Below are 20,884 nucleotides of genomic sequence, written 5' to 3' on the forward strand. Positions count from 1 at the left end.
TTCATTAGTCATACGATGTATACAGCGTGGATGGTGAAGCCAACGCCGAACGTAACGCTGTATAACTTTGGGCGACAAAATGCAGATACGCACAACCTGTACCTCGACAAAAGCATTTGTCGTGCCGGTGTGCTGCATGCCTTGGACTGGACAAGCGGGGGAGTCTCCGCTCGGGGGCATTCATTGCGTATTTTAGCGGCTATTGTCTCGATGTCGGCTATTATGCTGACTGGTTGCGTTGAGCAGGGGAAAACCGTGCCGCTCCTGATCACCCGTGCGGAGCCGCCCGCCGCCGCAGAGGTCTCCCAAACTCCCGTACCCAGGCCCAAGCCGAAGCCGCCGGCTTCGGCCGCCCCGGCCGCCGGCGTTCCCGCCAGCCGCAAGCCGGTGCCCGACGCAGCCGATTCGAGCCGGGGCACCGCTTTCGCGCCCGACCCAGGCGTCTCCGCGGAGCGCCGGGGCGCTCCGGAAGAGTCGGAGGCGAACGGCGGCTCCGTCGTCATGGTGCCGCCCGCGGCCCCCTTGCCCGAGCCGTTGCCGGCGCCCGCCGAGGCCCTGCCGTCCCCGGCCACTCCCGCTTCCCCGGATCCGTCGGCGACCGCCCCGCCTTCCGACCATCCAGGCCCCAAGGCCCTGGTCGGCCTGGACGAACAGGCCACCGTCCGGCTTCTCGGCGAGCCGTCCTGGACCGAGGACGTCCCGCCCGCGAAATACTGGCAATACGCCACTCCCTCCTGCGTCTTGCGCGTCTTCTTCTTCATGGAGATGACCACGCAGAACTTCCGTGCCCTTTCCTATGAACTGACGAGCAGCGACGATGCCCCCAATGTCCATGAACGGTGCTTCGCACAACTCCTCGCCCAGGCTTCAGGCCGTCAGACGGCCCATGGCAACCGTATCAACTAACCCGGCTGCCGGCGCCGTGCCGTCCAAGGTCGCCTTGGTCGATGACGACGACCTTTTCCGGGAGTCGCTGGGCATGAACCTGGCCGACGAGGGATACGAGGTCATCCCCTTCGACCGCGGCGCCCCGGCGCTCGACTATTTCCTGCGCGGCGGCAACGCGGACGTGGTCCTGCTCGACTGGCGCATGCCCAAGATGGACGGCATCGACGTGCTGCGCCAGCTCCGGGCCAGCGGCATCGAGGTTCCGGTGATCTTCCTGACCGTGCTGTCGGACCAGATCTACGAGGAGGCCGCCCTGGCCGGCGGCGCCGTCGATTTCGTCGAGAAATCCCGGTCGCTGCCGATCCTGCTGAAGCGCATGCAACTCATCCTGGGCGGGCGCAAGACCGGCCCGGACGAGGGCGATCCCGCCGCGGCGCCGGGTGCGCAGGCCGGCGCGGCGCCTGCGGGCGGCGGCAACCCCAACCTGTTCAACCGCGGCGAGCTGGAACTGCGTCTGGACGGCAGCCGGGCCTTCTGGAAGGGCACCCGGGTCGACCTGACCCTGACCGAGTTCAACATCGTGCGGCTGATGGCGACCCGGCCGGGCGAGGACATCTCCTACCGCGAGATCTACGACCTGGTGCATGGCAAGGGATTCGTCGCCGGCTACGGTCCGGCCGGGTACCGGGCGAACGTCCGCGCCTTCATCAAGCGCATCCGCCAGAAGTTCAGGATGGTGGACGGCGATTTCGACCTGATCGACAACTATCCCGGGTTCGGCTACCGCTGGAGCGACGATCCGGTCGGCGGCGAGATGGACGGCGACGACGACCTGCGGGGGCATGCGGGAGGCTTGAGTTGACGGGGCGCCCACGGACGGAGACGGGAGCGGAGTCCTGATGGCGCAGCCGCGGGCGAAGACCGGCGGCCGTTGGCTTCTGCGCTCGCTGGCCAGCCGGCTGGTGCTTGTCTCGGTCGTCTTCATCGCCGTGCCCATCCTGATCTACCAGCAGTTCCGGGCGGCCGACGAGGACAAGCAGACGCTGCTCCTCCAGAGCGCCCAGCAGCAAGGCCAGCTGATCGCCCGTGCGCTGGAGCCGCTGCTCGCCAAGGCGGACGCCAGCCTGCTGACGCGCCTAGGGGAGGAACTCGCCCGGTTCGCCGACGAGAACACCCGGCTGAAGCTGCTGCTTCGGCCGAAAGGGGTTCCGGGAGCCCAGGGCTTCTACTATGTCGGCGCGGCGCCGCAGGCCCCCAACGCGAACCTGGACATCGAGCGCCAGCGCCTGCTGGAACAGGGCATCCTGGCCCGCCTGGCGGATACCTGCAGCGGCAACCAGCCGCTGGCGATCCGGCTCCAGACGGCATCGGGCGCGCTGGAGGTGCTGACCTCCATCACCCCGATCAACAGCCCGTTCGGCTGCTGGGCCGTCGTGACGTCCCATTCGACGCCGACATATCTCGGGTCCTCGATCGGCCAGCCCTACTGGCAGACGCCGGAGGTCCAGGCGGCGGCGCTGATCTACCTCGCCATGGCGGCGCTGGTGCTGCTGCTGTTCCTGGGGGTCTGGAGCAACCTGCGGCGCTTCGGCCTGCTGGCTCGCCAGATCGGGAACCATGACGGCAACGGCCGGTCCTCCTTCGCCGAGCAGAATACCGTGCCGGAATTGCGCAGCGTCGCCGAGGACTTCGACCGGCTGGTCGACACCCTGCGCAGCTCGGCCGACAACCTGCGCCGCGCCGCCGAGGACAACGCCCACGCGTTCAAGACGCCGATCGCGGTGATCCGCCAGTCGCTGGAGCCCCTGAAGCGGATCATTCCCGGCAGCGACGGACGGGGGCCGCGGGCCATCGACATGATCGACCGTTCGCTCGACCGGCTGGACGGCCTGGTGTCCTTCGCCCGGCGCATGGACGAGGCAGCGGCCGACCTGCTGGAGCCGCCGCGCCGCAAGGTGGACCTGTCGGAGCTGCTGGAGGACATGCTGAGCGGATATGCCGGCCTGCTTGCGGAACGGCGCCTGCACCTGAGGCTGCTGATCACGCCGCACGTCGTCGTGCGGGCCGGCGAGGACCTGCTGGAAACCGTCGTCGAGAACATCGTGGAGAACGCGATCAGCTTCTCCCCGGTCGACGGCAGCATCCAGGTGCGCCTGGCGCGGTCCGGCACCATGGCGGTGCTGACGGTCGAGGACGAGGGTCCCGGGGTCGATCCCGCCAATATCGAGCGTATCTTCGAGCGGTATTTTTCGCAGCGCGACGCGACCGACGCGGCGGAACACCGGACGCTGGACGCGACGGGCACCGACGGCGGCCGGACGGTCGTTCCCTTCGACCAGCCGGTCCAGCCGGCGGGGACCGGCGACTCCCTCCATTTCGGGATCGGCCTGTGGATCGTCCGGCGGAACATCGAGGCGATCGGCGGCCGGGTCACGGCGAGGAACCGGGACGCCGGAGGATTGTTGATCAGGGTCGACCTGCCGATGGCGCTATAGGGTTGCGCCGGAAGCGGTAACACAGGAGGTGTCTGTGCGCGCCGGCCATATCACAGCTTTGCCACATGACCGCGATGGGGATACCCCTATATCGTGGCAGCTAACGTATACCGAACGGATGGACTGTCATGTCCCTGCCTGATAGCGATGAGACCGGAGTTCAAAAGCCCACGGTATATCAGTACAGCTTCACGCGCGGATCGCGGCAGCCGGCCGAGGGGGGAACGGAAACGGCCGACATGGCCGAGCTCGCCCATTCCCTCGAACTGCTGCGCAGCACGAGCCTGCACCTGTCCCTTTTCAAGATCGTCCTGACCGACGTCGACGCCGAGCAGGGGGCGATGGCCGTGCAGCGGGCCTTCGGCAAAAGCGGCATGTTCGCGTCGCTGGCCACCGGGGGATTCGCGCTGCTGCTGATCGGGACCGACATCGACAGCCGGATCACCAACGCGATGACCGTCCAGTCGATCTATGCGGCACTCGCCGCCCTTGGGTTGCGCTCGCGCCTGGAGGTGGCCGCCATCCACAGCCCGGCACCGGAGATCGGCGATCCGGACGATATCCTGCTGCATCTGGCGAACCTGCCGACCGTCCAGCATCCCTTCGGCCGCGCCGCCTGACGGGGCCCGGTCGCCGGGTCACCGCCGCCGGTTGACCAGCGCTACGCCGCCGACGGCGAGCGCCATCCCGGCCAGCGCCGGGATGCCCAGGCGCTCGTCGAACATCAGGTAGGCGATGACTGCCGTCGCCGGAGGCACGAGGTAGAACAGGCTGGCGACCTGCGCCGCGGCGCCGCGCCGGATCAGTATGTAGAGCAGGAACACCGCGCCGACCGATAGCACCAGCCCGAGCCAGGCGAGGGCGAACAGGAACTCTCCGGTCCAGCGGACCTCCATCGTCTCGAATCGCATCGCCAGGACCAGGAGGACGACGCTCGTGGCGGCGTACTGGAGGGCGGTGCCGCTCCGCAGGTCCATCCCGCCGCAGAACCGCTTCTGGTACAGGGTTCCCACGGAGATCCCGACCAGGGCCGCGACGCACAGCGCCACGCCGGACAGGTAGCCGGCCTGCAGCGACAGGTTCTCCCAGACGACCAGCAGGACGCCGCACAGCCCGAGCGTCAGGCCGAGCCACTGCCTGGCGCTGACGGTTTCGCCCAGCACCCGCCCGGATGCCGCCGCGGTGAGCAGGGGCTGGAGGCCGACGATCAGGGCCGCCACGCCGGCCGGCAGGCCGTTGGCGATGCCGGTGAATACCCCGCCGAGATAGACGCCGTGGACCAGCAGGCCGGCCACCACGATGTGGAGCGCGTCTCTCCAGCGGCGCGGCCAGGGCGCGCGCGTCACCAGCGCTACCGCGGCCAGCACGGCCGCCACCAGCGAGAGGCGGATCAGCAGGAAAGTCAGGGGTTCCGCGTAGGGCAGCCCGAACTTGGCCCCGATGAAGCCCGTGCTCCAGAGGAGGACGAAGACCGCCGGGATCAGCCGCATCCATGCCGGGCGGCCGGTCGGGGCAAGTGAGGCTTGTGCCATTGCGCGTTTCCTGTCGCGGACCGGAACGGGACGCCCGGCGCAGGCAGCAGGGCTAGCGCCCCGCCACGGGTTTGGCAATGGCGGGATGCTCTGCCGGCCGGGGTGCCGGGCGCGGCGCAGGCCGGGGATCAGGCGACGTGGCGGCCCCGGCGCACGACGCGCCACAGCGGCAGCCGGACCGTGACATGGGTGCCCGCATGCTCTTCGCTGCGCAGGACCATGGTGCCGCCGTGCAGGCGGACCAGGGACCGGGTCAGCGGCAGCCCGAGGCCGGTTCCCGAGGTTTCCTGCTGGAGCTTGCCGTCGACCTGCCCGAACGGCTCCATGACCCGGGCAAGGTCCTTCCGGGCTATGCCTATCCCGGTGTCGCTGACGGTGATCGCCACGCGGCCGTCCGGCTCGCATTCCAGCTTCAGATCCACGGAGCCGCCGCGCGGCGTGAACTTGACGGCATTGGACAGCAGGTTGAGCAGCACTTGGCGCAACACCCGCTCGTCGCCGCGCAGGATGGGCAGGTTCGGCGGGATATGGGTGTTGAACTTCAGGCGCTTGTCATGCACCGGCTTCTGGATGAAGCGGCCGGCCGCCAGGGCGATCACGGCCAGGTCGATCTCCTGCTCGTTCAGTTCGTACTTCCGGGCCTCGATCTTCGAGAGGTCGAGCAGGTCGTTGATCAGGTTCAGCAGATGGGTCCCGCTGGCGTGGATGTCGGTGATGTACTCGCGGTACCGCTCGTTGCCCAGCGGGCCGAAGACCTCCTGGTTGATCATCTCGGAGAAGCCGATGACCGCGTTCAGCGGCGTGCGCAGCTCGTGGCTCATGCTGGCCAGGAAGTGCGACTTCGCCTTGTTGGCCTTTTCCGCGGCCTCCTTGGCGACCCGCATGTCCTGCACCGCTTTTTCGCGCCGCCTGGTCTCCACCCTGACACGTTCGAGCACGCGGTTGTACAGCGTGGCGATCTGCCCGGCCTCGGTCTCCGCGTCTACCTGGACCGGGCGGGAGAAGTCGCCGTCGCGCCTCTGCCGGTCCATCTCCACCAGCAGCCGCAGCAGGGCGGTGTTGGCCCCGTGCTCGGCCACGTTGAGGCCGATCCGCTCGTCCTCCTGCGACACCCGAAGCGGATAGAATCGGTTGATCAGCCACAGGAGCGCGAGGCCGCCGCCGAACGAGAAGGCGCCGATCGCGCCGACGCCGCCGAGCTGGATGAGGAACTGCTCCCAGCGGGTATGGCCGTTGTTCCACAGCTCCGGCCGGCCCACCAGGGCCACCGCCAGCGTTCCCCAGATCCCGCACATCAGGTGGACGGGGACCGCCGACACGGCGTCGTCGACGCGGACTTCCTCGAGCACCCGCATGCCGACGAACAGGATGATCCCGGAAACCGCACCGATCGCCAGGGCCCCTCCGGGACCGACCACATGGCAGGGAGCCGTGATGCCCACCAGGCCGGCCAGCACGCCGTTCATGATGATCTCCACCTTCGGCTTGCGGTGGACGCCCCAGGTGATCAGCAGGGCCGCGAGGCCGCCCGCCACGGGCGCCAGGACGGTGTTGATCAGGATGCGGGGGATCTCCGGGCTCAGCCTGAGCGTGCTGCCGGCATTGAATCCGAACCAGCCGACCCACAGCAGGAAGACGCCGAGCACCGCGACCGGCAGGTTGTGTCCCTCGATCTCCTTGATTCCGGAGCCGGGCTCGGGACCGAAGCGGCCGGACCGCGGGCCGATCACCAGGATGGCCGCCAGCGCGATCCAGCCGCCGACGCTGTGAACGACGGTCGATCCGGCGAAATCTATGAAGCCCAGGGACGCGAGCCAGCCGAAGGCCTGGCCCGTCTCCAGGCCCGCCCAGCTCCAGTGTCCGACCACGGGATAGATCAGGGTGGACAGGATCGCGGCGCACAGGAAATAGCCCGCGAAGCGCATCCGCTCCGCCACCGCTCCCGAAACGATCGTCGTGGCGGTGCCGCAGAACATCATCTGGAAGAAGAAGAAGGCTCCCGACCAGGGCGTCTCGCCTCCGTCGAACAGGAATCCGCTGGTGCCGATCAGGCCGGCCCAGCTCGCCCCGAACATCAGGGCGAAGCCGATCAGCCAGAAGCTGAAGGCGGCGATTAGGAAATCGACCAGGTTCTTGATGACGACGTTGATGCTGTTCTTGGCGCGGACGAGGCCCCCTTCGAGGCACGCGAATCCGGCCTGCATCAGGAAGACGAGGATGGCGGCGACGCTGAGCCAGAGCACGTCCATGTATTGACCCGCCGGATCCATGGTCAGGAGTTCCGTCCGCGGCTTCGTGAAAGCATTCTGTCGAAGTATCCTGGATGCTTGGAGGAACGGCTGTCCGGGCCGGCTTGGCCGGGGATGAACCCTGTCGCGGTTCGCTCCCGGACAGATCATGACAGCTTACCCTAAAGATGATTTCCTGTGCCGCAAAATTTTGCCGCACCTGCGAAGAAAAAAACCGACCGGATCATGAAATCACCATTAAAGCAACGTTAACCAATTGTTGGCTAGTGTCGGTCATGCTCCGCATACCTGTGCCACCATTCGTTCTGCTGCTGATCCTACTTGCCGCAACTTGGGGTTCTTCCGTCGCGGCGGCGCCGCTGTCCGAGATGTCCGGGAGCGGCAGCGCGATGGAAGGGGACCTGCTCACGCTGAACGGCACCATGGTGCGCTTGCGCGGGATCGATGCCCCGGATGCCGGGCAGATCTGCCGATCCCTGCGAGGGGTCGAGTACGACTGCTTCGCCGCGGCGCGCGACCAGCTGCAATCCATGCTGGATCTGGGGCCGGTGACCTGCAGGGTCAGCGAGCTGGATCGTTCGCAGCAGCGGGTGGGCGTCTGCAGGGTCCTGGGGAAGGATCTGGCGGCGGCGATGCTCGTGCGCGGCTGGGCCTTCGCCTATAGCCATCTCAGCCATGACTACTATGGGCTCGAAGCCCGGGCGCAGTCGCGCCGCGCGGGCATGTGGGCCGGACGGGTCGAGGCGCCCTGGCTCTGGCGGACGCGCAAGCTCAACGAGAAGGGTGTCTCGGAACGTTAAACAAACTTAACTTGATGACAGGGCTTGCTTCGGTGCCTAATGTGTCCTCCGCTCAGCGGTGGAAGGACCGAGGAAAGCAAGGCCAATGCGTGTCTATGCACGGGAATTGAACGAGCATCTGCCGAGCCTCCGACGCTACGCGCGCGCCTTGACCGGGTCGGTCGAGCGGGGTGACGACCTGGTGACACGCTGCGTCGAGATCGCCGTCATGGCGCCGACCCGCTTCGGCGTGCCGCTGGCTTCCACGGGCGGTCTCTATGCTCTCCTGCACGCGCTGTTCGACCGGGACGGGGAGGGCAGGCCGGACAGGTCGCCGCACCCGATCGAGCGGGCGCTGGCTCGCCGGCCGGAGATCGAACGCCGGCTTTACCTGCTGGTCGCCCTGGAGGATCTCCCGGTGGCCGAGGCCGCCAAGCTGGTCGACCTGACCGTGGCCGAGGCGACGGAGAAGCTGACCGCGATCCGGGAGTTCCTGCGGCTGGCGATGACCGCGAGGGTCCTCGTGGTCGAGGACAATGCCCTCGCCGCGGTGGATCTCAGCGAAATGATCAGCGGCATGGGCCATGTCGTCTGCGGGTTGGCCGCGACGGAGCCCGAGGCCCTGGCGCTGGCCAACGCGGAAAGCCCGACCCTGGCCGTACTCGACATCCGCCTGGCGCGCGGGGGAAGCGGCATATCGGTGGCGCGCATGTTGCGCGAAAGGTTCGCCGTCCCCGTGATCTTCGTGACCGCCTATGCCGGCGATCTGCGCTTTCTCGACGAAGAGGGCCTGGGTCCGGTCATCCGGAAACCCTACACGAGCAACGCGGTCCAGGATGCCATCTCTCAGGCGGTGTTCGCGCCTTTGCCCGAGATGCTGCTGCACTGATTACCAGGGGGTATAACGAAAACGGACCGCTCCGGCCTGGGCCGGAGCGGTCCGATGTCCGTCGCCCGCCGGAAGCGTGCGTCAGGCCGCCCGCGAGCGGCCCGCGATCATGCGGTAGATCGCCAGGATGATGACCGCCCCGACCACGGCGCCGATGAAGCCCGCCCCTTCGCCGGCCCGATACCAGCCGATGGCCTGGCCAAGATAGGTCGCGACGAAAGCTCCGGCGATGCCGAGCAGGATCGTGATGATGAAGCCGCCGGGGTCGCGGCCCGGCATCAGGAATTTGGCGACGATGCCGGCCAACAGGCCGATAATGATTGTACCGATGATGCCCATGATGTCGATCCCTTTGGATTTGCCCCTTCGATGATCCAGTAACGGCTGAACAGGTCGCGGAGTTCAAATCCAGGGCGCATGGCTGCTCCGGCTATGGCGGGGTAACATCGTCGGGAACACCCGGCGGGCGTCGGCGGCGGCACGCGTCGGAACAGTACTTCACCTCCTCCCAGACGGCGGCCCATTTCCGCCGCCAGGCGAACGGCCGGCCGCAGACGGCGCAGGGCTTCGTCGGCAGGTCGCCCTTGCGCCGCATGGGGCCGGTACGCCGGACGGCGGGCATGGCGGTCAGGATCGTCCGGGCGGGAGCGCAATGGGATGCTGCATCTCGTAGGCGCGTGCCGCCCGCAGCACGAGGTCGTCCCGGTGCATCGGCCCCACGATCTGCAGCCCGACCGGCAGGCCCGCCGCGGTCAGGCCGCAGGGGATGGAGGCGGCGGGCTGCTGGGTGAGGTTGAACGGATAGCTGAACGGTGTCCAGTCGATCCAGCCGGTCTCGTCCGGACGGCTGGGTTCGTTCTGGCCGGCCTCGAAGGCCGGGATCGGCATGGCCGGCGTCAGCAGGATGTCGTAGCGCCGGTGGAAGAGGCTCATCTGCATGCCGAGGCGCGCGCGCGCCAGGACTGCCTGCTGGTAATCGAGCAGCGAAAGCGACGCGCCCGCGCTTTCGAACCCGCGGAGATGCGGGTCCATCATCGCCTTCTGCTCTTCGGTGAAGCCGGCCATCACCGTTGCGGCGCCGGCCGACCAGTGGGCGAAGAAGACGTCGGTGGTGCCCGGCAGGTCGAGCATCACCTCCTCGACCTCGGCGCCCAGGTCCGTGAACTCCGTGGCCGCGCGCCGGACGAGGGCGGCGACCTCCGGGTCCACCGGCGCGCCGTTCAGGGTAGGCGCGAAGGCGACCTTCAGTCCGGCGACGCCGCCGTCCAGTCCCGCCAGATAATCCTTGTCGACGGGGGGCAGGGCGTACCAGTCGCGCGGATCGGGACATGCCAGGACCCGGAGCATCAGCGCCGCGTCGGGCACGGTCCGGGTCATCGGACCGACATGGGATACCGTGCCGAAGGGGCTCGCCGGGTAGGCCGGAACCCGGCCGAAGCTCGGCTTCAGCCCGAAGATGCCGGTGAACGACGCGGGAATGCGGATCGATCCGCCGCCGTCGGTGCCGACATGCAGCGCTCCCATGCCGGTGGCCGCCGCCACCGCGGCGCCTCCGCTCGACCCGCCGGGCGTCATGGCCGGATTCCAGGGATTGCGGGTGATGCCGGTCAGCGGGCTGTCGGTCACCCCCTTGTGCCCCAATTCGGGAGTCGTCGTCTTGCCCAGCAGGATCGCACCCTGCTCGCGCAGCCTGGCGGTCGCCGGCGCATCCTCCTCCCACGGCTGGTCGGGGCTGATCGCCTTGCTGCCCCTGAGCGTCGGCCATCCCTTCGTCAGGAGCAGGTCCTTGATGGTCGTCGGAACGCCGTCCACCAGGCCAAGCGGCTTGCCTTTCAGCCAGCGCTCCTCGCTGGCGCGCGCCGACTCCATCGCCGCGTCGCCATCGACCAGGGTAAAGGCATTGAGTTCGGCATCGACGGCAGCGATGAGGTCGAGGCAGGCTTGGGTGACTTCCACGGGGGAAAGCCGGCGGCTTCGATAGAGAACCAGAAGTTCAGTGGCGGAGAGCAGGGCCGGATCATTCTTCATAGTGGAGTATGCCGATATCTGTGCGGAACGGGGGGTGCGTCATTTAGTCTAGTTCCTGGATGCTGATGTCACCAAGCCGTAATCGTTCCGTGCATTGAAGCATTAACAAACCTCGCCTATGCTGCGCTGCACAATCAAAACGCGGGTCGATAAGGAGCCTGAATGTCGCTCATTACCTTGGAAGGCAAGCGCGGCCTTGTGGTCGGCATTGCCAATGACAGCAGCATCGCTTACGGCTGCGCCAAGGCCTTCCGGGCGCTCGGCGCCGAGCTGGCGGTGACATATCTCAACGCCAAGGCCGAACGGCACGTCAAGCCGCTGGCCGACGAGCTGGAAGCCTCGCTGTTCCTGCCGCTCGACGTTCGGGAGGAAGGCGAGCTGGAAGCGGTATTCGCCGCGATCCAGGAGAAATGGGGCAAGCTCGACTTCGTGCTCCATTCCATCGCCTTCGCCCCGAAGGAGGATCTGCACGCCCGTGTCGTCGATGCCTCGCGCGAGGGTTTCCTGCTGGCCATGGACGTCTCCTGCCACTCCTTCGTGCGGATGGCCAAGCTGGCGGAGCCGCTGATGACCGACGGCGGCTGCCTGCAGACGGTGTCCTTCTACGGCGGTGAGAAGGTGGTCGAGCACTACAACCTGATGGGGCCGGTCAAGGCCGCGCTGGAAAGCGTGACCCGGTACATGGCGGCCGAACTGGGAACCAAGGGCATCCGCGTCCATGCCCTGTCGCCCGGCCCGCTGGCGACCCGCGCGGCATCCGGCATCGATCGCTTCGACGAGCTGATGGCCCGTGTCACGGAACGCGCCCCGACCCACCATCTGGTCACCATCGAGGATGTCGGCGCCTACGCGGCGTTCCTGGCGAGCGACGCGGCCAAGTCGCTGACCGGGTCGGTCGCCTTCATCGACGGCGGCTACAACATCGTCGGCTGAACCTCCGGCGGCTGATGATAATCTCCCCTCTTCCCAGCCCGGGGAGAGGGGAGAACCATGACCGCTGAACCGCGCCTCGCGCAGATTCTCGATTTCCTGCTGCTGATCGACCGTTTCAAGACGATCGAGCGGCGGGGCTACATAGCCGACGGCTCGCGGCGCGAGACGGACGCGGAGCATACCTGGCACATGGGGCTGTTCGCCCTGCTGCTTCACAGGGAACTCGGGTTCGAGGTCGACCTGGGGCGCGTCCTCACGCTCGTCCTGGTCCATGACCTGGTCGAGATCCATGCCGGGGATACCTATGCCTACGACGAGGCCGGCTGCGTCGGGCAGGCCGAGCGGGAGATCGCGGCGGCGGAACGCCTGTTCGCCGAACTGCCCCCTGACCTGGGAGCCAGCCTGCATGCGTGGTGGCGCGAATTTGAGGCCGGGGAAACTCCCGAGGCCCGTTTCGCCAAGGCGATCGACCGGCTCCAGGGCTTCGCGCAGAACTACAATTCCGGTGGACGGGCGTGGCGGGAGAACGGGATCGCGCGGGAACGGACCTACCAGCGGACCGACCTGCCGATGGCGATCGATCCGGCGCTTAGAAGCGTCGTGGAGGAATTGTACCGACGCGCCGACCGGGAGGGATTGTGGCCCGGTGAGGCTTCCTCGCCGGAACGGGTGGGTGGGACCGGCCAGGCCGGGACTTGATGCCGCGCGGCCGGTCCGTGGGACCAGCGCTCGGATTCGATGACAGGGCAGGGAGGACCCTGCTTCCTGGATGCTTTCGCGGATGACGGGCAATGCTCGCTCAGCCCCACTTCGCCAAGCCCCGTGATGCCACCGCCACGGCCAGGCCGAAGGCGGCGAAGCCGATGAAGGCGGCGGTGTAGCCGCCGGCGTCGATGATCCAGCCGGACAGCGGGGAGCCCACTGCTTGGCCGATAGTGGTGGCCAAGAGCGGCATGACGGGACCGAAAGCCGGCCGGTCGGCCATGATCCGCACGCCCTGGACCAGATAGAACCCGGTCAGGGTCATGTACGAGGCCCCGAAGGCCGCGGCGGAGATCAGTGCCAGATACAGCACATTGGGCGCCGCGGCAGCCAAGCCCAGGGAACAGGCCATCAGCGCCAGCGCCAGCGCGTGGGTCCGGCTGGAGCCCAGGCGGTCGATCAGATCGCCGGCCGCGCTGCCCGTCAGGCCCATCATTCCGATCGCCAGCCACATCCAAGCGCTGTGCCCCGTGGACAGCCCGCCCTGGCGAACCACCAGGTCGGGGGCGAAAACCCAGTAGATGCTGCTGACCAGTCCCATGCAGCCAGCCAGCGCACTGAGCCGCCCGATTGCCCGCCACTGCTCGCGGCTGACCGCCGGCAGTGGCTCGCCCTTGCCCGGCGCAGCCTCCGTAGCCGGGCGCTGCGGAAGGTATGCCAGTGCTGCCAGCGCCCCTACCGCTGCCAGAAGCGCAAAGACCATGTACGCGGAGCGCCAAGCCCCGAGCAACCAGGCCATGGCCGGCATGCCCAAAGCGACCCCCAGGCTCGTGCCCGCATTGTGGATGGCATTCACCCGCCCGCGAAGGGCAGGGTGCACGGCTTGGTGCACGGCCTGGGCCATGACCGGCGACGACAGCCCGGTGCTGATGCCGCAGATGACGACACCTATGCCCAGCACCATCACGCCAGGGGCATTGGCAATGGCCAACAAGCCTGCCGCAGCCAAGCCCGCAGCCAACCCCGCGGCTCGCCGCGGGCCCAGCCACTGACACACCGCCGGTGCGATAAGAATGGCGCCAATGAAGCTGACGAAGGGCAGGGCACCGATGATCCCGGCGCCGGTGGCGTCGAGCCCGAGATCATCGCGGATTGCCGGCAGGAACAGCCCAAACACGAACCGGGCCAGACCGTAGGTGATGGCGATGATGCCGCTGCCGAGCACAGCGATGCCGAGGGTGGAAGGATGGCGCAAAACGAACTGGCCCTTGCCAAGGGTTTCGGTGATCCGGCGGCCAGAGCCGTCGCCCAGGCTCCGGGTGTGCTGCTGCCGGAAGTCGGCATCGATCAGCGTTTCACTAGCGAACTGACGCAGTCAACCCGGGGTCATTACCGCCCTGTGACCGCAGCGTCGCGTCATCGTCACTTTTTTCCTTGCGCCATGAGGCCGGGATGTATGAGGCAGCCGCCGGGGCCAAGCGAGCGCAGTTGCGCTTCCGTCATAAACACACGTTGGATAAGGTGCTTTCCACGGCGTTTGTTCCGGGATCGGGCTAACGGCAGTTTAGAGCGTTCACCGGTCAGCTTGACCCGCCCGGAACAGGCGATTCGATGCGTTGGGCCACGGCCCAACCTACGGTTTACGCGGAGCGAAGGTTGCGCGGACCGTCGATCGTAGGTTGGGCCGTGGCCCAACGCATCGCGACGAGTGGAGCGGCAGGTCGTGTGGAACGGGTCAACCTGGTCAGAAACCGCTCCGCCGGAACTATCCAGCCGCTCCCAATCTCTGCCTGAACCTTGTCAACGCAAGCAGGTTCGATGATCTATGACTGCCGCATCTCAATAATACGCCACGCGCTGCCGCCGGCCTTCGGCATGCTCCCACGACCACTCCACCAAGGCCGATACGAAACGCTCCAATACGGGCCGAACTGACGCGGCAAGGTCGCTGCGGTACCGGAAAGGCGGCGTTTCATCCATGTAGGTGCCCTGGTTTATCTCGAGCTGGATGACATGGATGTTGTCTTCCGGCCGGCCGTAGTGGCGGGCGATGTAGCCGCCCGCCGATCGCGGGTCGAACAGGGACGTGAAATTGTCCGTACAGGCGAGGACGTTGGACAGGCGCCTGGAGAGATGGGGGCTGGCGCTGGTGTCGTCGACCGTGGCCAGGCTGAAGTCGTTCCGGCCGAGACGCCGGGCATCGCCGGAGGCCCTGGCCGAGTGAGCGTCCAGAAGGACCGCGATGCCGAAGCGATCCTTCAGGGCGGCCAGTTCAGCCTGAAGCTGGCGATGGTAGGGTTGCCAGTAGGTCGCGATGCGGCGCCTGACCTCCACCGCGTCGGGCTGGCAACCGTCCAGGTAAAGGGGAAGGTCGTCGGCCGTGCCGATAGGGCACAATCCGGTGAAGCCGCGACCGCCGGAAAGCCCGTTCCGTGACGGATCGCGGTTGAGGTCTATGACGTAGCGCGACTGGGTCGCCGCGAGAAAGCCAGCGCCGAGGGCCGGGGCGAAATTATAAAGGCGATCCAGATGCCAATCCGTATCCGGCACCTGATGCGCCCAGTCGGTCATGCCGACGGCGATCTCCCGGGGAAGGTCGGTGCCCACGTGGGGCAGGCTGATAAGTACCGGAGTCTCTCCGGGCTGGAATCGGTAACTCTCCATCGGTTCCTCACATCCCCGCGATCCCCCGGGTCGGGGCGGGGCGGTCAGAAGGCTTGCCGGGTCGTCGGCAGCGGCCATGCAGATCCGCTATCCGGCTATGACAAAAGCACTATCGATGAAGATCGTTCGGGGGTCAAACGATATGTAGATTTTGTTGCGCGGTTGCGGGACTTCCCGGAGGGCCATGCCGCCGCGTTCAGGCCTCCAGATCCGGTTCGCTTTCGGCGACGTGGTCGACCATATCGGACAACACCCGGCGGATATGCTCGTCGGTGATCAGGTAGAAGACGCGGTTGCCGCGCCGCTCGGCCTGGATCAGGCGCCCGGCCCGCAGGAGACGCAGGTGATGGCTGACCAGCGACGCCGAAAGCCCGAGCTGGCTCGCCATGTCGCCGACCGATGCGGGGGTCTCCAGGCAGGCAAGGATGATCCGCAGCCGGCTCGGGTCGCTCATCAAGCGGAACATGTCCGCCAGTTCGGTGGTCTGGTCCTCCGAAAGGCGCAGGTGGGCGGGAAGATCCTTGGCGGAGGTATGCTTCAGCATGGAATGGGTCCGATCCGGCGGTTCAATAGTTAGAAATCATGTTTCCGCCGCCCGGTATCAAGGCCGGCGTCGCAGGCATCAGTCGACCAGGAGAGACCAGGTGCGGTCGCTCAAAGGCATCGCCCCGGCTACGGCGGCTACGGTTTCGCCGGCCGCCGCCATCTTCATCTGCGTTCGCGACCACAAAAGACCGGAGGTGCGGCTGACCAGGGGAGTGCGCGCCGCCTGCGGATCTTCCGCCGTCGGGTCGACGATTTCGGCGACCACCTCGCCGTTCCTGACGAAATCACCGATTTCCCGCCGGAAGGCGACGATCCCCGGCAGAGGCGCGATCAGGCGGTCGACGCCCGACAAAGGCGTCGCCGCACAGCGTGCCGGCGGGACCGGGCCGGGAGTTCCGGCGACCAGGCCTCGGCGCTGGAGGAAACGGAGGATGTTATCCGCGTCGGAAGCGGCGATCCCATCCTGCACGTCGGACTTCCCGCGCAGCTCCACCGTCGCGGAGAGGCAGGCGGACGGTATCGGGAACCGCTCGCCGAAGCGGAGCCTGAGCTTCCACCAAGGCATGGAACACGCCTCGTCGAACGGATCGCCGCCGCTGTCGCCGGCCAGCATCACCGCCCGGCAGCCCAACTGGGCCGCGAGGTCGGCGGCCGCCGGCCAGAGATCGTCGGACACATACATGTGCATCAACGAGTCGAGGTCGCAGTGCAGGTCCAGGACGATGTCGGCGTCGATCGCCAGGGTCAGCAGCGTCCGGCGCAGTTCCTGGACGTCGCTCCCGGTGCGGATTTCCCCGAGCGCCTCGAGCAGCGCCGCGCGGATGGCGGCGACGTTGTCCGCCGAGTCGGTGCCGAGTCTGTCTTCGAGCCGTGGCGCCACCGTCTCGACCAGATCCGCGAAGCCGCGATTGAAATTCTGTCCATGCTCCAGGGAGCTGCGGCCGTGGAGGCGGCCGGCCAGGTACTGGTCCAGCCCGATCGGGTTCGCGACCGGGACGACGATGATCTCGCCCCGGATGGCGCCGCTCCGGTCGGCCTCGTCGAGTCGCGCGATCAGATGGTGCGCGACCAGCATGCCGGGGATTTCGTCAGCATGCAGCCCCGCCTGGATATAAGCCTTGGGCCGCGCGCCGGGTGTGCCGTACCGATGCACGGTGACGTGTCTTGCCGTTCCGAGATGCTGTGCGGGCAGCGGGAGGGCGACGGTGGTCTTGGCCATGGATCATCCGATACGGGTTCTTCTATCCCGGCAATCTAAGCGGTGCCGCTCGTCCGGGCACAAGGAGGATTTTTGGACAATGGCGGATGAGGACGGGGCGGTCTGATCCGAATGTCCTGCTCGGAACCATCTGGCCAACGAAAACGATGGTCTGAGCGTAAGGGAAATCATCACGGCCCGCGGCGGTGACGACACGATCGCGGGAGGTGACGGGAACGACATCATCGACGGTGGCGAGGGCGCCGGCTTCGATCCGCTCGCCCGCCTGAGGCAGGAGGCGTCCGGAACTTCCCTGGAGCCTGGGCGGAGGTCACGAGATCCTGTTCGTCGGCCTGCTCGACTTCGAGTTCGATGCGGCCAATTTCTGCACTGCGTAACGGCGCCCGCGACGGCGTGGTCGGAGACGCGCAGTTCGAACCGGGCGTCGTCTAAGGCGAAAATGACTCGAGTGCCCGACGGGACGCCTCGAACAGCACCTCGACCTCCCGAAGTCTGGCATTGACCTGTTCTGTATCGACGTCGCCCGCTCCGGTATCTTCGGCCTCCTCCCTCAGGCCCGAGGCGACCGCTGCGAGCCGGGCGAGTCCCAGGTTGGAGGCGGCTCCCTTGAGCTGATGGGCATGACGGTCGAGGCTCTCGGAGTCGCCGCTCTCCGCCGCTTCGCGAAGCGCACCGAGGGTTGCCGCATGGCTGCTGAAGAACTGGCCGGCGAGCCCGCGGTAATCCTCCACCCCGATCACCGAAAGCAGTTCCCGGATCCCATCCTCGTCCAGCAGGTCCGGCGGCGGCTCGGCGCCGTCGCCCCCCGGGGCGGACCGGTCGTCGGCATGCGATGTGGCGAAGCCGATCGACCCCCATTTCTCGATCATGTCCACCAGGATCTGCTGGTGGACCGGCTTGGCGATATAGTCGTCCATGCCGGCGGCCAGGCAGCGTTCGCAATCGGACGGAAGCGCGTTCGCGGTCATGGCGATGATCGGGATCCGCCGCTTCTCACCGGGCAGGCTGCGAATCGCGGCGGTCGCCTCGAAGCCGTCCATCTCGGGCATCTGCACGTCCATCAGGACGATGTCGTAGGTGTTCGACCGCACCATCTCCACCGCCTCGGCACCATTGTTCGCGATGTCCACCGCGTGGCCCATCTTGCGGAGCCGCCGCGCCGCGACCTGCTGGTTGATCAGGTTGTCCTCCGCCAGAAGGATGGCGAGGAGCCGCTTCGGCGTGCCGGGCGCCGCGGTTGCCGGGCTGTCCGCCTTCGGGGAGGAGGCCACGGCCGCCGGTCCCGCCGGCGGGGGATGGGCGCCCCGGGACATCTGGTCGAACAGGTAGTGGCACCGGATAGGCTTCATCACCGTCGCCGCGGCTCCCGCCGCCTGGGCGAGGACGCGCAGTTCCTCCGAACCGTCGCTCGACGCCAGGATAGTCACGACCCCCGCGGTGAGCGGGTCGGCCTTCATCGCGCGGACGAGGTCGATGCCGGTCATTTCGGGCATCATCTGATCGATGATCGCCATGTCGTAGGGGCGGCCGGACAGGCTCGCCCCGGCCAGCATGGCCAGCGCCTCGGCGCCGGAGGTCGCGGTGTCGGCGACCATGCCCCAGGATTCGAGCTGGCGCTGAAGCAGGTCCCGGTTTATCGCGAGGTCGTCCACCACGAGGGTCCGCTTGCCGGCCATCTCCATGCCGGTCCTTCCCGAGACACGGCCGAAACCGTCGGCGACGGGGGTGAGCGGGATCTCGATGGTGAAGACGCTGCCCTTCCGGTGCTCGCTGCGCACGCCGATGGTTCCGCCCAGCAGGTCGATCAGCCGCTTCGAAATGGCGAGGCCGAGGCCGGTCCCGCCGAACCGGCGGGTCGCGGAGGAGTCCACCTGGGTGAACATGGTGAAAAGCCGCGGCAGGGCCTCCGCCGGGATGCCGATACCGGTATCCTTGACCTCGAAACGGACGATGACCTGCCCGTTCGCCTCTCCGACCTTGCTGGCGACCAGGGATACCCAGCCGGCTTCCGTGAACTTGACGGCGTTGCCGGCCAGGTTGAGCAGGATCTGGCGGATCCGTCCGGGATCGCTGCGGAATACGCCCTGGAGTTCCGCCGGGACCAGATAGGCCAGTTCGATCCGCTTGCTGGCGGCCCGGGGTGCCAGGATCGCCAGGACGCTCTCGACCAGTTGGAGAAGCTCGAAATCGATCTCGTCGAGGGTGAGGCGGTTGGCCTCCATCTTGGAGAAGTCCAGGATGTCGTTGATGATCGTCAGCAGCGCCTCCCCGGATTCCTGGATGATCTCGGCATAGCGGCGCTGTTCCTCCTCCAGCTTGGTGTCGAGGAGCAGGCCGGTCATGCCGATCACGCCGTTCATGGGCGTTCGGATCTCGTGGCTCATGGTGGCCAGGAACTCCGACTTGGCCCGGTTCGCGATCTCCGCCTCCTCCTTCGCCTTGCGCAAGTCGGCCTCGTTGCGCTTGCGTTCGGTGATGTCGCGCAACTCGGTGACGCAGGCATCGACGCCACGGAACGGGATCGGGCGCGAGCGCAGCTCCACCGGGTAGCACGACCCGTCGCGCCGCAGCCCGGAGGCATCGCACGGTTCGGCCGAGCCGGTCAGGACCGGCACCGAGACGCGCGCACGGTCCGCCGGCTCGATCAGGTTCAGGACGCTGCGGCCGATCAGGTCGTCGTAGGAGAAGCCGGTGGAGGCGCAAAGGGCCTGGTTCGCTTCGAGGATGACCCCCCGCTGGTGGATCGCGATGCCGGTGAAGGACGCCTCGTGCAGGGCACGGAACCGCTTCTCGCTCTCCCGCAGGGCCGCCTCCGACTGCCGGCGCGCCTCGTGCCCGTCCATGAAGGCATTGAACCAGCGCGTGAGGTCGGCGACCTCGCCGCTCCCGAGGACCGGGAGCCTTTCGCCGGGACCGGAACGGTCCTGGACGGAGCCGTCCTGGAGCGACTGGAACCGGGAGGTGATGCGGCGGATCGGCGCCACGACGCTGCGCGAATAGGACATCGCCGCCAGCAGCGCCACGGCCAGGCAAACGACCATCACCCCCGCGGTGACCCGGCTGATGGTGCCGACATGCCGGTCGAGCGATTCGAGATCGACGACCTGGGCGATCAGCCAGCCTGTACGGTCGGAACGCAGGTACGTCACGACGACCGGCCGGCCGGCGATCGGGTGGGTGAAGCTGCCGGCCGGTGCGGAAAAACCCTCGGCGAAGGACGCGTTCATCCTTTCGCCGATCAGGCTGCGGTCGGGATGGTAGATGATCCGCCGGGCGGCGTCGGCCAGGAGCATGTGCGACGTGGCTTCCGTTTCGCTGTCGCGGAAGTGCCGGTAGAGCAGGTCGACGCTGTAGTTCACCACCAGGAGCGCCACCGGCCGGTCGCGCAGGGTGGCCCGGTCGAAGCTTCGCATCACCTTGGCCGCGGTGATCACCTTGCGGTGGCTCGAACTGGCGTTGACGTTGTCCTCGATCCCGGCCCAGTGGACGGTGCTGGAACCGGCCAGCGCCCCGTCGTAGATGCGTTCGCGGACATCCTTGCGGATGTGCCCGACGTCGAGCGTGTCGCCGACATGGTAGTGGGTCCCGTCCGTGGTGAAGATGTCGATCGAGACCAGCCCCTTGATGTTCAGGTAGCTGTTCAGGATGTAGCCGATGCGGGCCTGGGTCGCGAGGTTCGTGAAGCTGTCCCGCGCGGTGCCGTCCAGCTTGAGCGCATCGGCGATCGCGTCCACGCCCGATATGTTCGCGATCAGACTCTCGACTTGGTCCATCTGGACATGGAGGTGGTCGCGCTGGGCGCGGACCTGTTCGGCCGCGTGGCGGCTCGCCTCGGTCGCCAGGATCGAGCGGGAGACCTCGATCGCGGTCAGCCCGATCGCCAGGATCGGCAGGAAGCTGAGGAACATCAGGTAGGCGATGAACCTGAGCGTGATGTTCAACCTCAAGCGGGACAGCCAC

The 20,884-nt window shown here is 67.3% G+C and carries 19 protein-coding genes; 9 read left to right on the plus strand and 10 right to left on the minus strand.

All coding sequences use genetic code 11. The features are described from left to right. Positions 1-255: 255 nt before the first annotated feature. The 4 genes from JL100_RS09330 (at position 256) to JL100_RS09345 (ending at position 4,003) form a co-directional block, all read left to right on the plus strand. The gene (locus JL100_RS09330; protein WP_202683369.1) at positions 256-906 is read left to right on the plus strand and encodes a hypothetical protein; all 651 of its coding nucleotides are present in this window, start codon (positions 256-258) and stop codon (positions 904-906) included. Beyond that, the gene (locus JL100_RS09335) at positions 887-1,750 is read left to right on the plus strand and encodes a response regulator transcription factor (RefSeq protein ID WP_228421160.1); all 864 of its coding nucleotides are present in this window, start codon (positions 887-889) and stop codon (positions 1,748-1,750) included. Before JL100_RS09330 ends, JL100_RS09335 begins: the two co-directional genes overlap by 20 nt. Positions 1,751-1,787: 37 nt before the next feature. Further along, positions 1,788-3,383, plus strand: a complete 1,596-nt coding sequence (locus JL100_RS09340) for a sensor histidine kinase (RefSeq protein WP_202683367.1) — start codon at positions 1,788-1,790, stop codon at positions 3,381-3,383. Between the two features lie 239 nt (positions 3,384-3,622). Beyond that, the gene (locus JL100_RS09345; protein ID WP_202683366.1) at positions 3,623-4,003 is read left to right on the plus strand and encodes a hypothetical protein; all 381 of its coding nucleotides are present in this window, start codon (positions 3,623-3,625) and stop codon (positions 4,001-4,003) included. 18 nt (positions 4,004-4,021) lie between these two features. On the opposite strand, the gene JL100_RS09350 is transcribed toward JL100_RS09345, so the two are convergent. Beyond that, positions 4,022-4,915, minus strand: a complete 894-nt coding sequence (locus tag JL100_RS09350) for a DMT family transporter (protein ID WP_202683365.1) — start codon at positions 4,913-4,915, stop codon at positions 4,022-4,024. A gap of 128 nt (positions 4,916-5,043) precedes the next feature. Next, positions 5,044-7,185, minus strand: coding sequence for an ammonium transporter (amt, locus tag JL100_RS09355; RefSeq protein ID WP_202683364.1), 2,142 nt, complete (start codon positions 7,183-7,185; stop codon positions 5,044-5,046). Positions 7,186-7,553: 368 nt separating this feature from the next. Between amt and JL100_RS09360 the strand changes: the two genes are divergently transcribed. Continuing rightward, positions 7,554-7,964 carry a thermonuclease family protein gene (locus JL100_RS09360; protein WP_202683363.1) on the plus strand — a complete coding sequence of 137 codons (411 nt, stop codon included), beginning with the start codon at positions 7,554-7,556 and terminating at the stop codon, positions 7,962-7,964. A gap of 85 nt (positions 7,965-8,049) precedes the next feature. Further along, complete coding sequence (locus JL100_RS09365) at positions 8,050-8,832, plus strand: response regulator (protein WP_202683362.1); 783 nt, start codon at positions 8,050-8,052, stop codon at positions 8,830-8,832. Between the two features lie 81 nt (positions 8,833-8,913). Here JL100_RS09365 and JL100_RS09370 read toward each other — a convergent pair whose 3' ends face one another. The 3 genes from JL100_RS09370 to JL100_RS09380 form a co-directional block, all read right to left on the minus strand. Continuing rightward, entirely contained in the window at positions 8,914-9,171 is a 258-nt protein-coding gene (locus JL100_RS09370; RefSeq protein WP_202683361.1) for a GlsB/YeaQ/YmgE family stress response membrane protein, read from the minus strand. A 91-nt stretch (positions 9,172-9,262) separates the two neighbouring features. After that, positions 9,263-9,454 carry a DUF2256 domain-containing protein gene (locus JL100_RS09375; protein ID WP_407696973.1) on the minus strand — a complete coding sequence of 64 codons (192 nt, stop codon included), beginning with the start codon at positions 9,452-9,454 and terminating at the stop codon, positions 9,263-9,265. Positions 9,455-9,459: 5 nt separating this feature from the next. After that, entirely contained in the window at positions 9,460-10,860 is a 1,401-nt protein-coding gene (locus tag JL100_RS09380) for an amidase (protein ID WP_202683360.1), read from the minus strand. Between the two features lie 162 nt (positions 10,861-11,022). On the opposite strand from JL100_RS09380, the gene fabI reads away from it, so the two are divergent. After that, the gene (fabI, locus tag JL100_RS09385) at positions 11,023-11,793 is read left to right on the plus strand and encodes an enoyl-ACP reductase FabI (protein ID WP_202683359.1); all 771 of its coding nucleotides are present in this window, start codon (positions 11,023-11,025) and stop codon (positions 11,791-11,793) included. A 57-nt stretch (positions 11,794-11,850) separates the two neighbouring features. Continuing rightward, entirely contained in the window at positions 11,851-12,492 is a 642-nt protein-coding gene (locus JL100_RS09390; protein WP_202683358.1) for an HD domain-containing protein, read from the plus strand. A gap of 100 nt (positions 12,493-12,592) precedes the next feature. Here JL100_RS09390 and JL100_RS09395 read toward each other — a convergent pair whose 3' ends face one another. The 4 genes from JL100_RS09395 to JL100_RS09410 form a co-directional block, all read right to left on the minus strand. Next, positions 12,593-13,750, minus strand: a complete 1,158-nt coding sequence (locus JL100_RS09395; protein WP_202683357.1) for an MFS transporter — start codon at positions 13,748-13,750, stop codon at positions 12,593-12,595. 584 nt (positions 13,751-14,334) lie between these two features. Next, complete coding sequence (locus tag JL100_RS09400) at positions 14,335-15,159, minus strand: N-formylglutamate amidohydrolase (RefSeq protein ID WP_202683356.1); 825 nt, start codon at positions 15,157-15,159, stop codon at positions 14,335-14,337. A 196-nt stretch (positions 15,160-15,355) separates the two neighbouring features. After that, positions 15,356-15,703: an ArsR/SmtB family transcription factor gene (locus JL100_RS09405; protein ID WP_202683355.1), complete on the minus strand. Its 348-nt coding sequence runs from the start codon at positions 15,701-15,703 to the stop codon at positions 15,356-15,358. A 78-nt stretch (positions 15,704-15,781) separates the two neighbouring features. Then, positions 15,782-16,924, minus strand: coding sequence for a succinylglutamate desuccinylase/aspartoacylase family protein (locus JL100_RS09410; protein ID WP_202683354.1), 1,143 nt, complete (start codon positions 16,922-16,924; stop codon positions 15,782-15,784). A gap of 196 nt (positions 16,925-17,120) precedes the next feature. Here JL100_RS09410 and JL100_RS36795 point away from each other — a divergent pair, with 196 nt between their 5' ends. Then, on the plus strand, positions 17,121-17,426 hold the full coding sequence (locus JL100_RS36795; protein ID WP_407697013.1) for a hypothetical protein: 306 nt from the start codon (positions 17,121-17,123) through the stop codon (positions 17,424-17,426). Here JL100_RS36795 and JL100_RS09415 read toward each other — a convergent pair. Next, a complete protein-coding gene (locus JL100_RS09415; RefSeq protein ID WP_202683353.1) occupies positions 17,353-20,871 on the minus strand; it encodes a response regulator in 3,519 nt (1,172 codons plus the stop codon). The two genes, JL100_RS36795 and JL100_RS09415, sit on opposite strands and share 74 nt — an antisense overlap. Positions 20,872-20,884 lie beyond the last annotated feature (13 nt).

The sequence above is a fragment of the Skermanella mucosa genome (assembly GCF_016765655.2).
Taxonomy (GTDB): Bacteria; Pseudomonadota; Alphaproteobacteria; order Azospirillales; family Azospirillaceae; genus Skermanella; species Skermanella mucosa.

What these genes read in the sequence shown, in the direction of transcription:
- JL100_RS09345 (WP_202683366.1), top strand. Translation starts at nt 3,623, where the DNA reads ATGGCCGAGCTCGCCCATTCCCTCGAACTGCTGCGCAGCACGAGCCTG.
- JL100_RS09360 (WP_202683363.1), top strand. Translation starts at nt 7,554, where the DNA reads ATGGAAGGGGACCTGCTCACGCTGAACGGCACCATGGTGCGCTTGCGC.
- JL100_RS09390 (WP_202683358.1), top strand. Translation starts at nt 11,851, where the DNA reads ATGACCGCTGAACCGCGCCTCGCGCAGATTCTCGATTTCCTGCTGCTG.
- amt (WP_202683364.1), bottom strand. Translation starts at nt 7,185, where the DNA reads ATGGATCCGGCGGGTCAATACATGGACGTGCTCTGGCTCAGCGTCGCC.
- JL100_RS09335 (WP_228421160.1), top strand. Translation starts at nt 887, where the DNA reads ATGGCAACCGTATCAACTAACCCGGCTGCCGGCGCCGTGCCGTCCAAG.
- JL100_RS09350 (WP_202683365.1), bottom strand. Translation starts at nt 4,915, where the DNA reads ATGGCACAAGCCTCACTTGCCCCGACCGGCCGCCCGGCATGGATGCGG.
- JL100_RS09365 (WP_202683362.1), top strand. Translation starts at nt 8,050, where the DNA reads ATGCGTGTCTATGCACGGGAATTGAACGAGCATCTGCCGAGCCTCCGA.
- JL100_RS09340 (WP_202683367.1), top strand. Translation starts at nt 1,788, where the DNA reads ATGGCGCAGCCGCGGGCGAAGACCGGCGGCCGTTGGCTTCTGCGCTCG.
- JL100_RS09375 (WP_407696973.1), bottom strand. Translation starts at nt 9,454, where the DNA reads ATGCCCGCCGTCCGGCGTACCGGCCCCATGCGGCGCAAGGGCGACCTG.
- JL100_RS09405 (WP_202683355.1), bottom strand. Translation starts at nt 15,703, where the DNA reads ATGCTGAAGCATACCTCCGCCAAGGATCTTCCCGCCCACCTGCGCCTT.
- fabI (WP_202683359.1), top strand. Translation starts at nt 11,023, where the DNA reads ATGTCGCTCATTACCTTGGAAGGCAAGCGCGGCCTTGTGGTCGGCATT.
- JL100_RS09370 (WP_202683361.1), bottom strand. Translation starts at nt 9,171, where the DNA reads ATGGGCATCATCGGTACAATCATTATCGGCCTGTTGGCCGGCATCGTC.
- JL100_RS09400 (WP_202683356.1), bottom strand. Translation starts at nt 15,159, where the DNA reads ATGGAGAGTTACCGATTCCAGCCCGGAGAGACTCCGGTACTTATCAGC.
- JL100_RS09380 (WP_202683360.1), bottom strand. Translation starts at nt 10,860, where the DNA reads ATGAAGAATGATCCGGCCCTGCTCTCCGCCACTGAACTTCTGGTTCTC.
- JL100_RS09410 (WP_202683354.1), bottom strand. Translation starts at nt 16,924, where the DNA reads ATGGCCAAGACCACCGTCGCCCTCCCGCTGCCCGCACAGCATCTCGGA.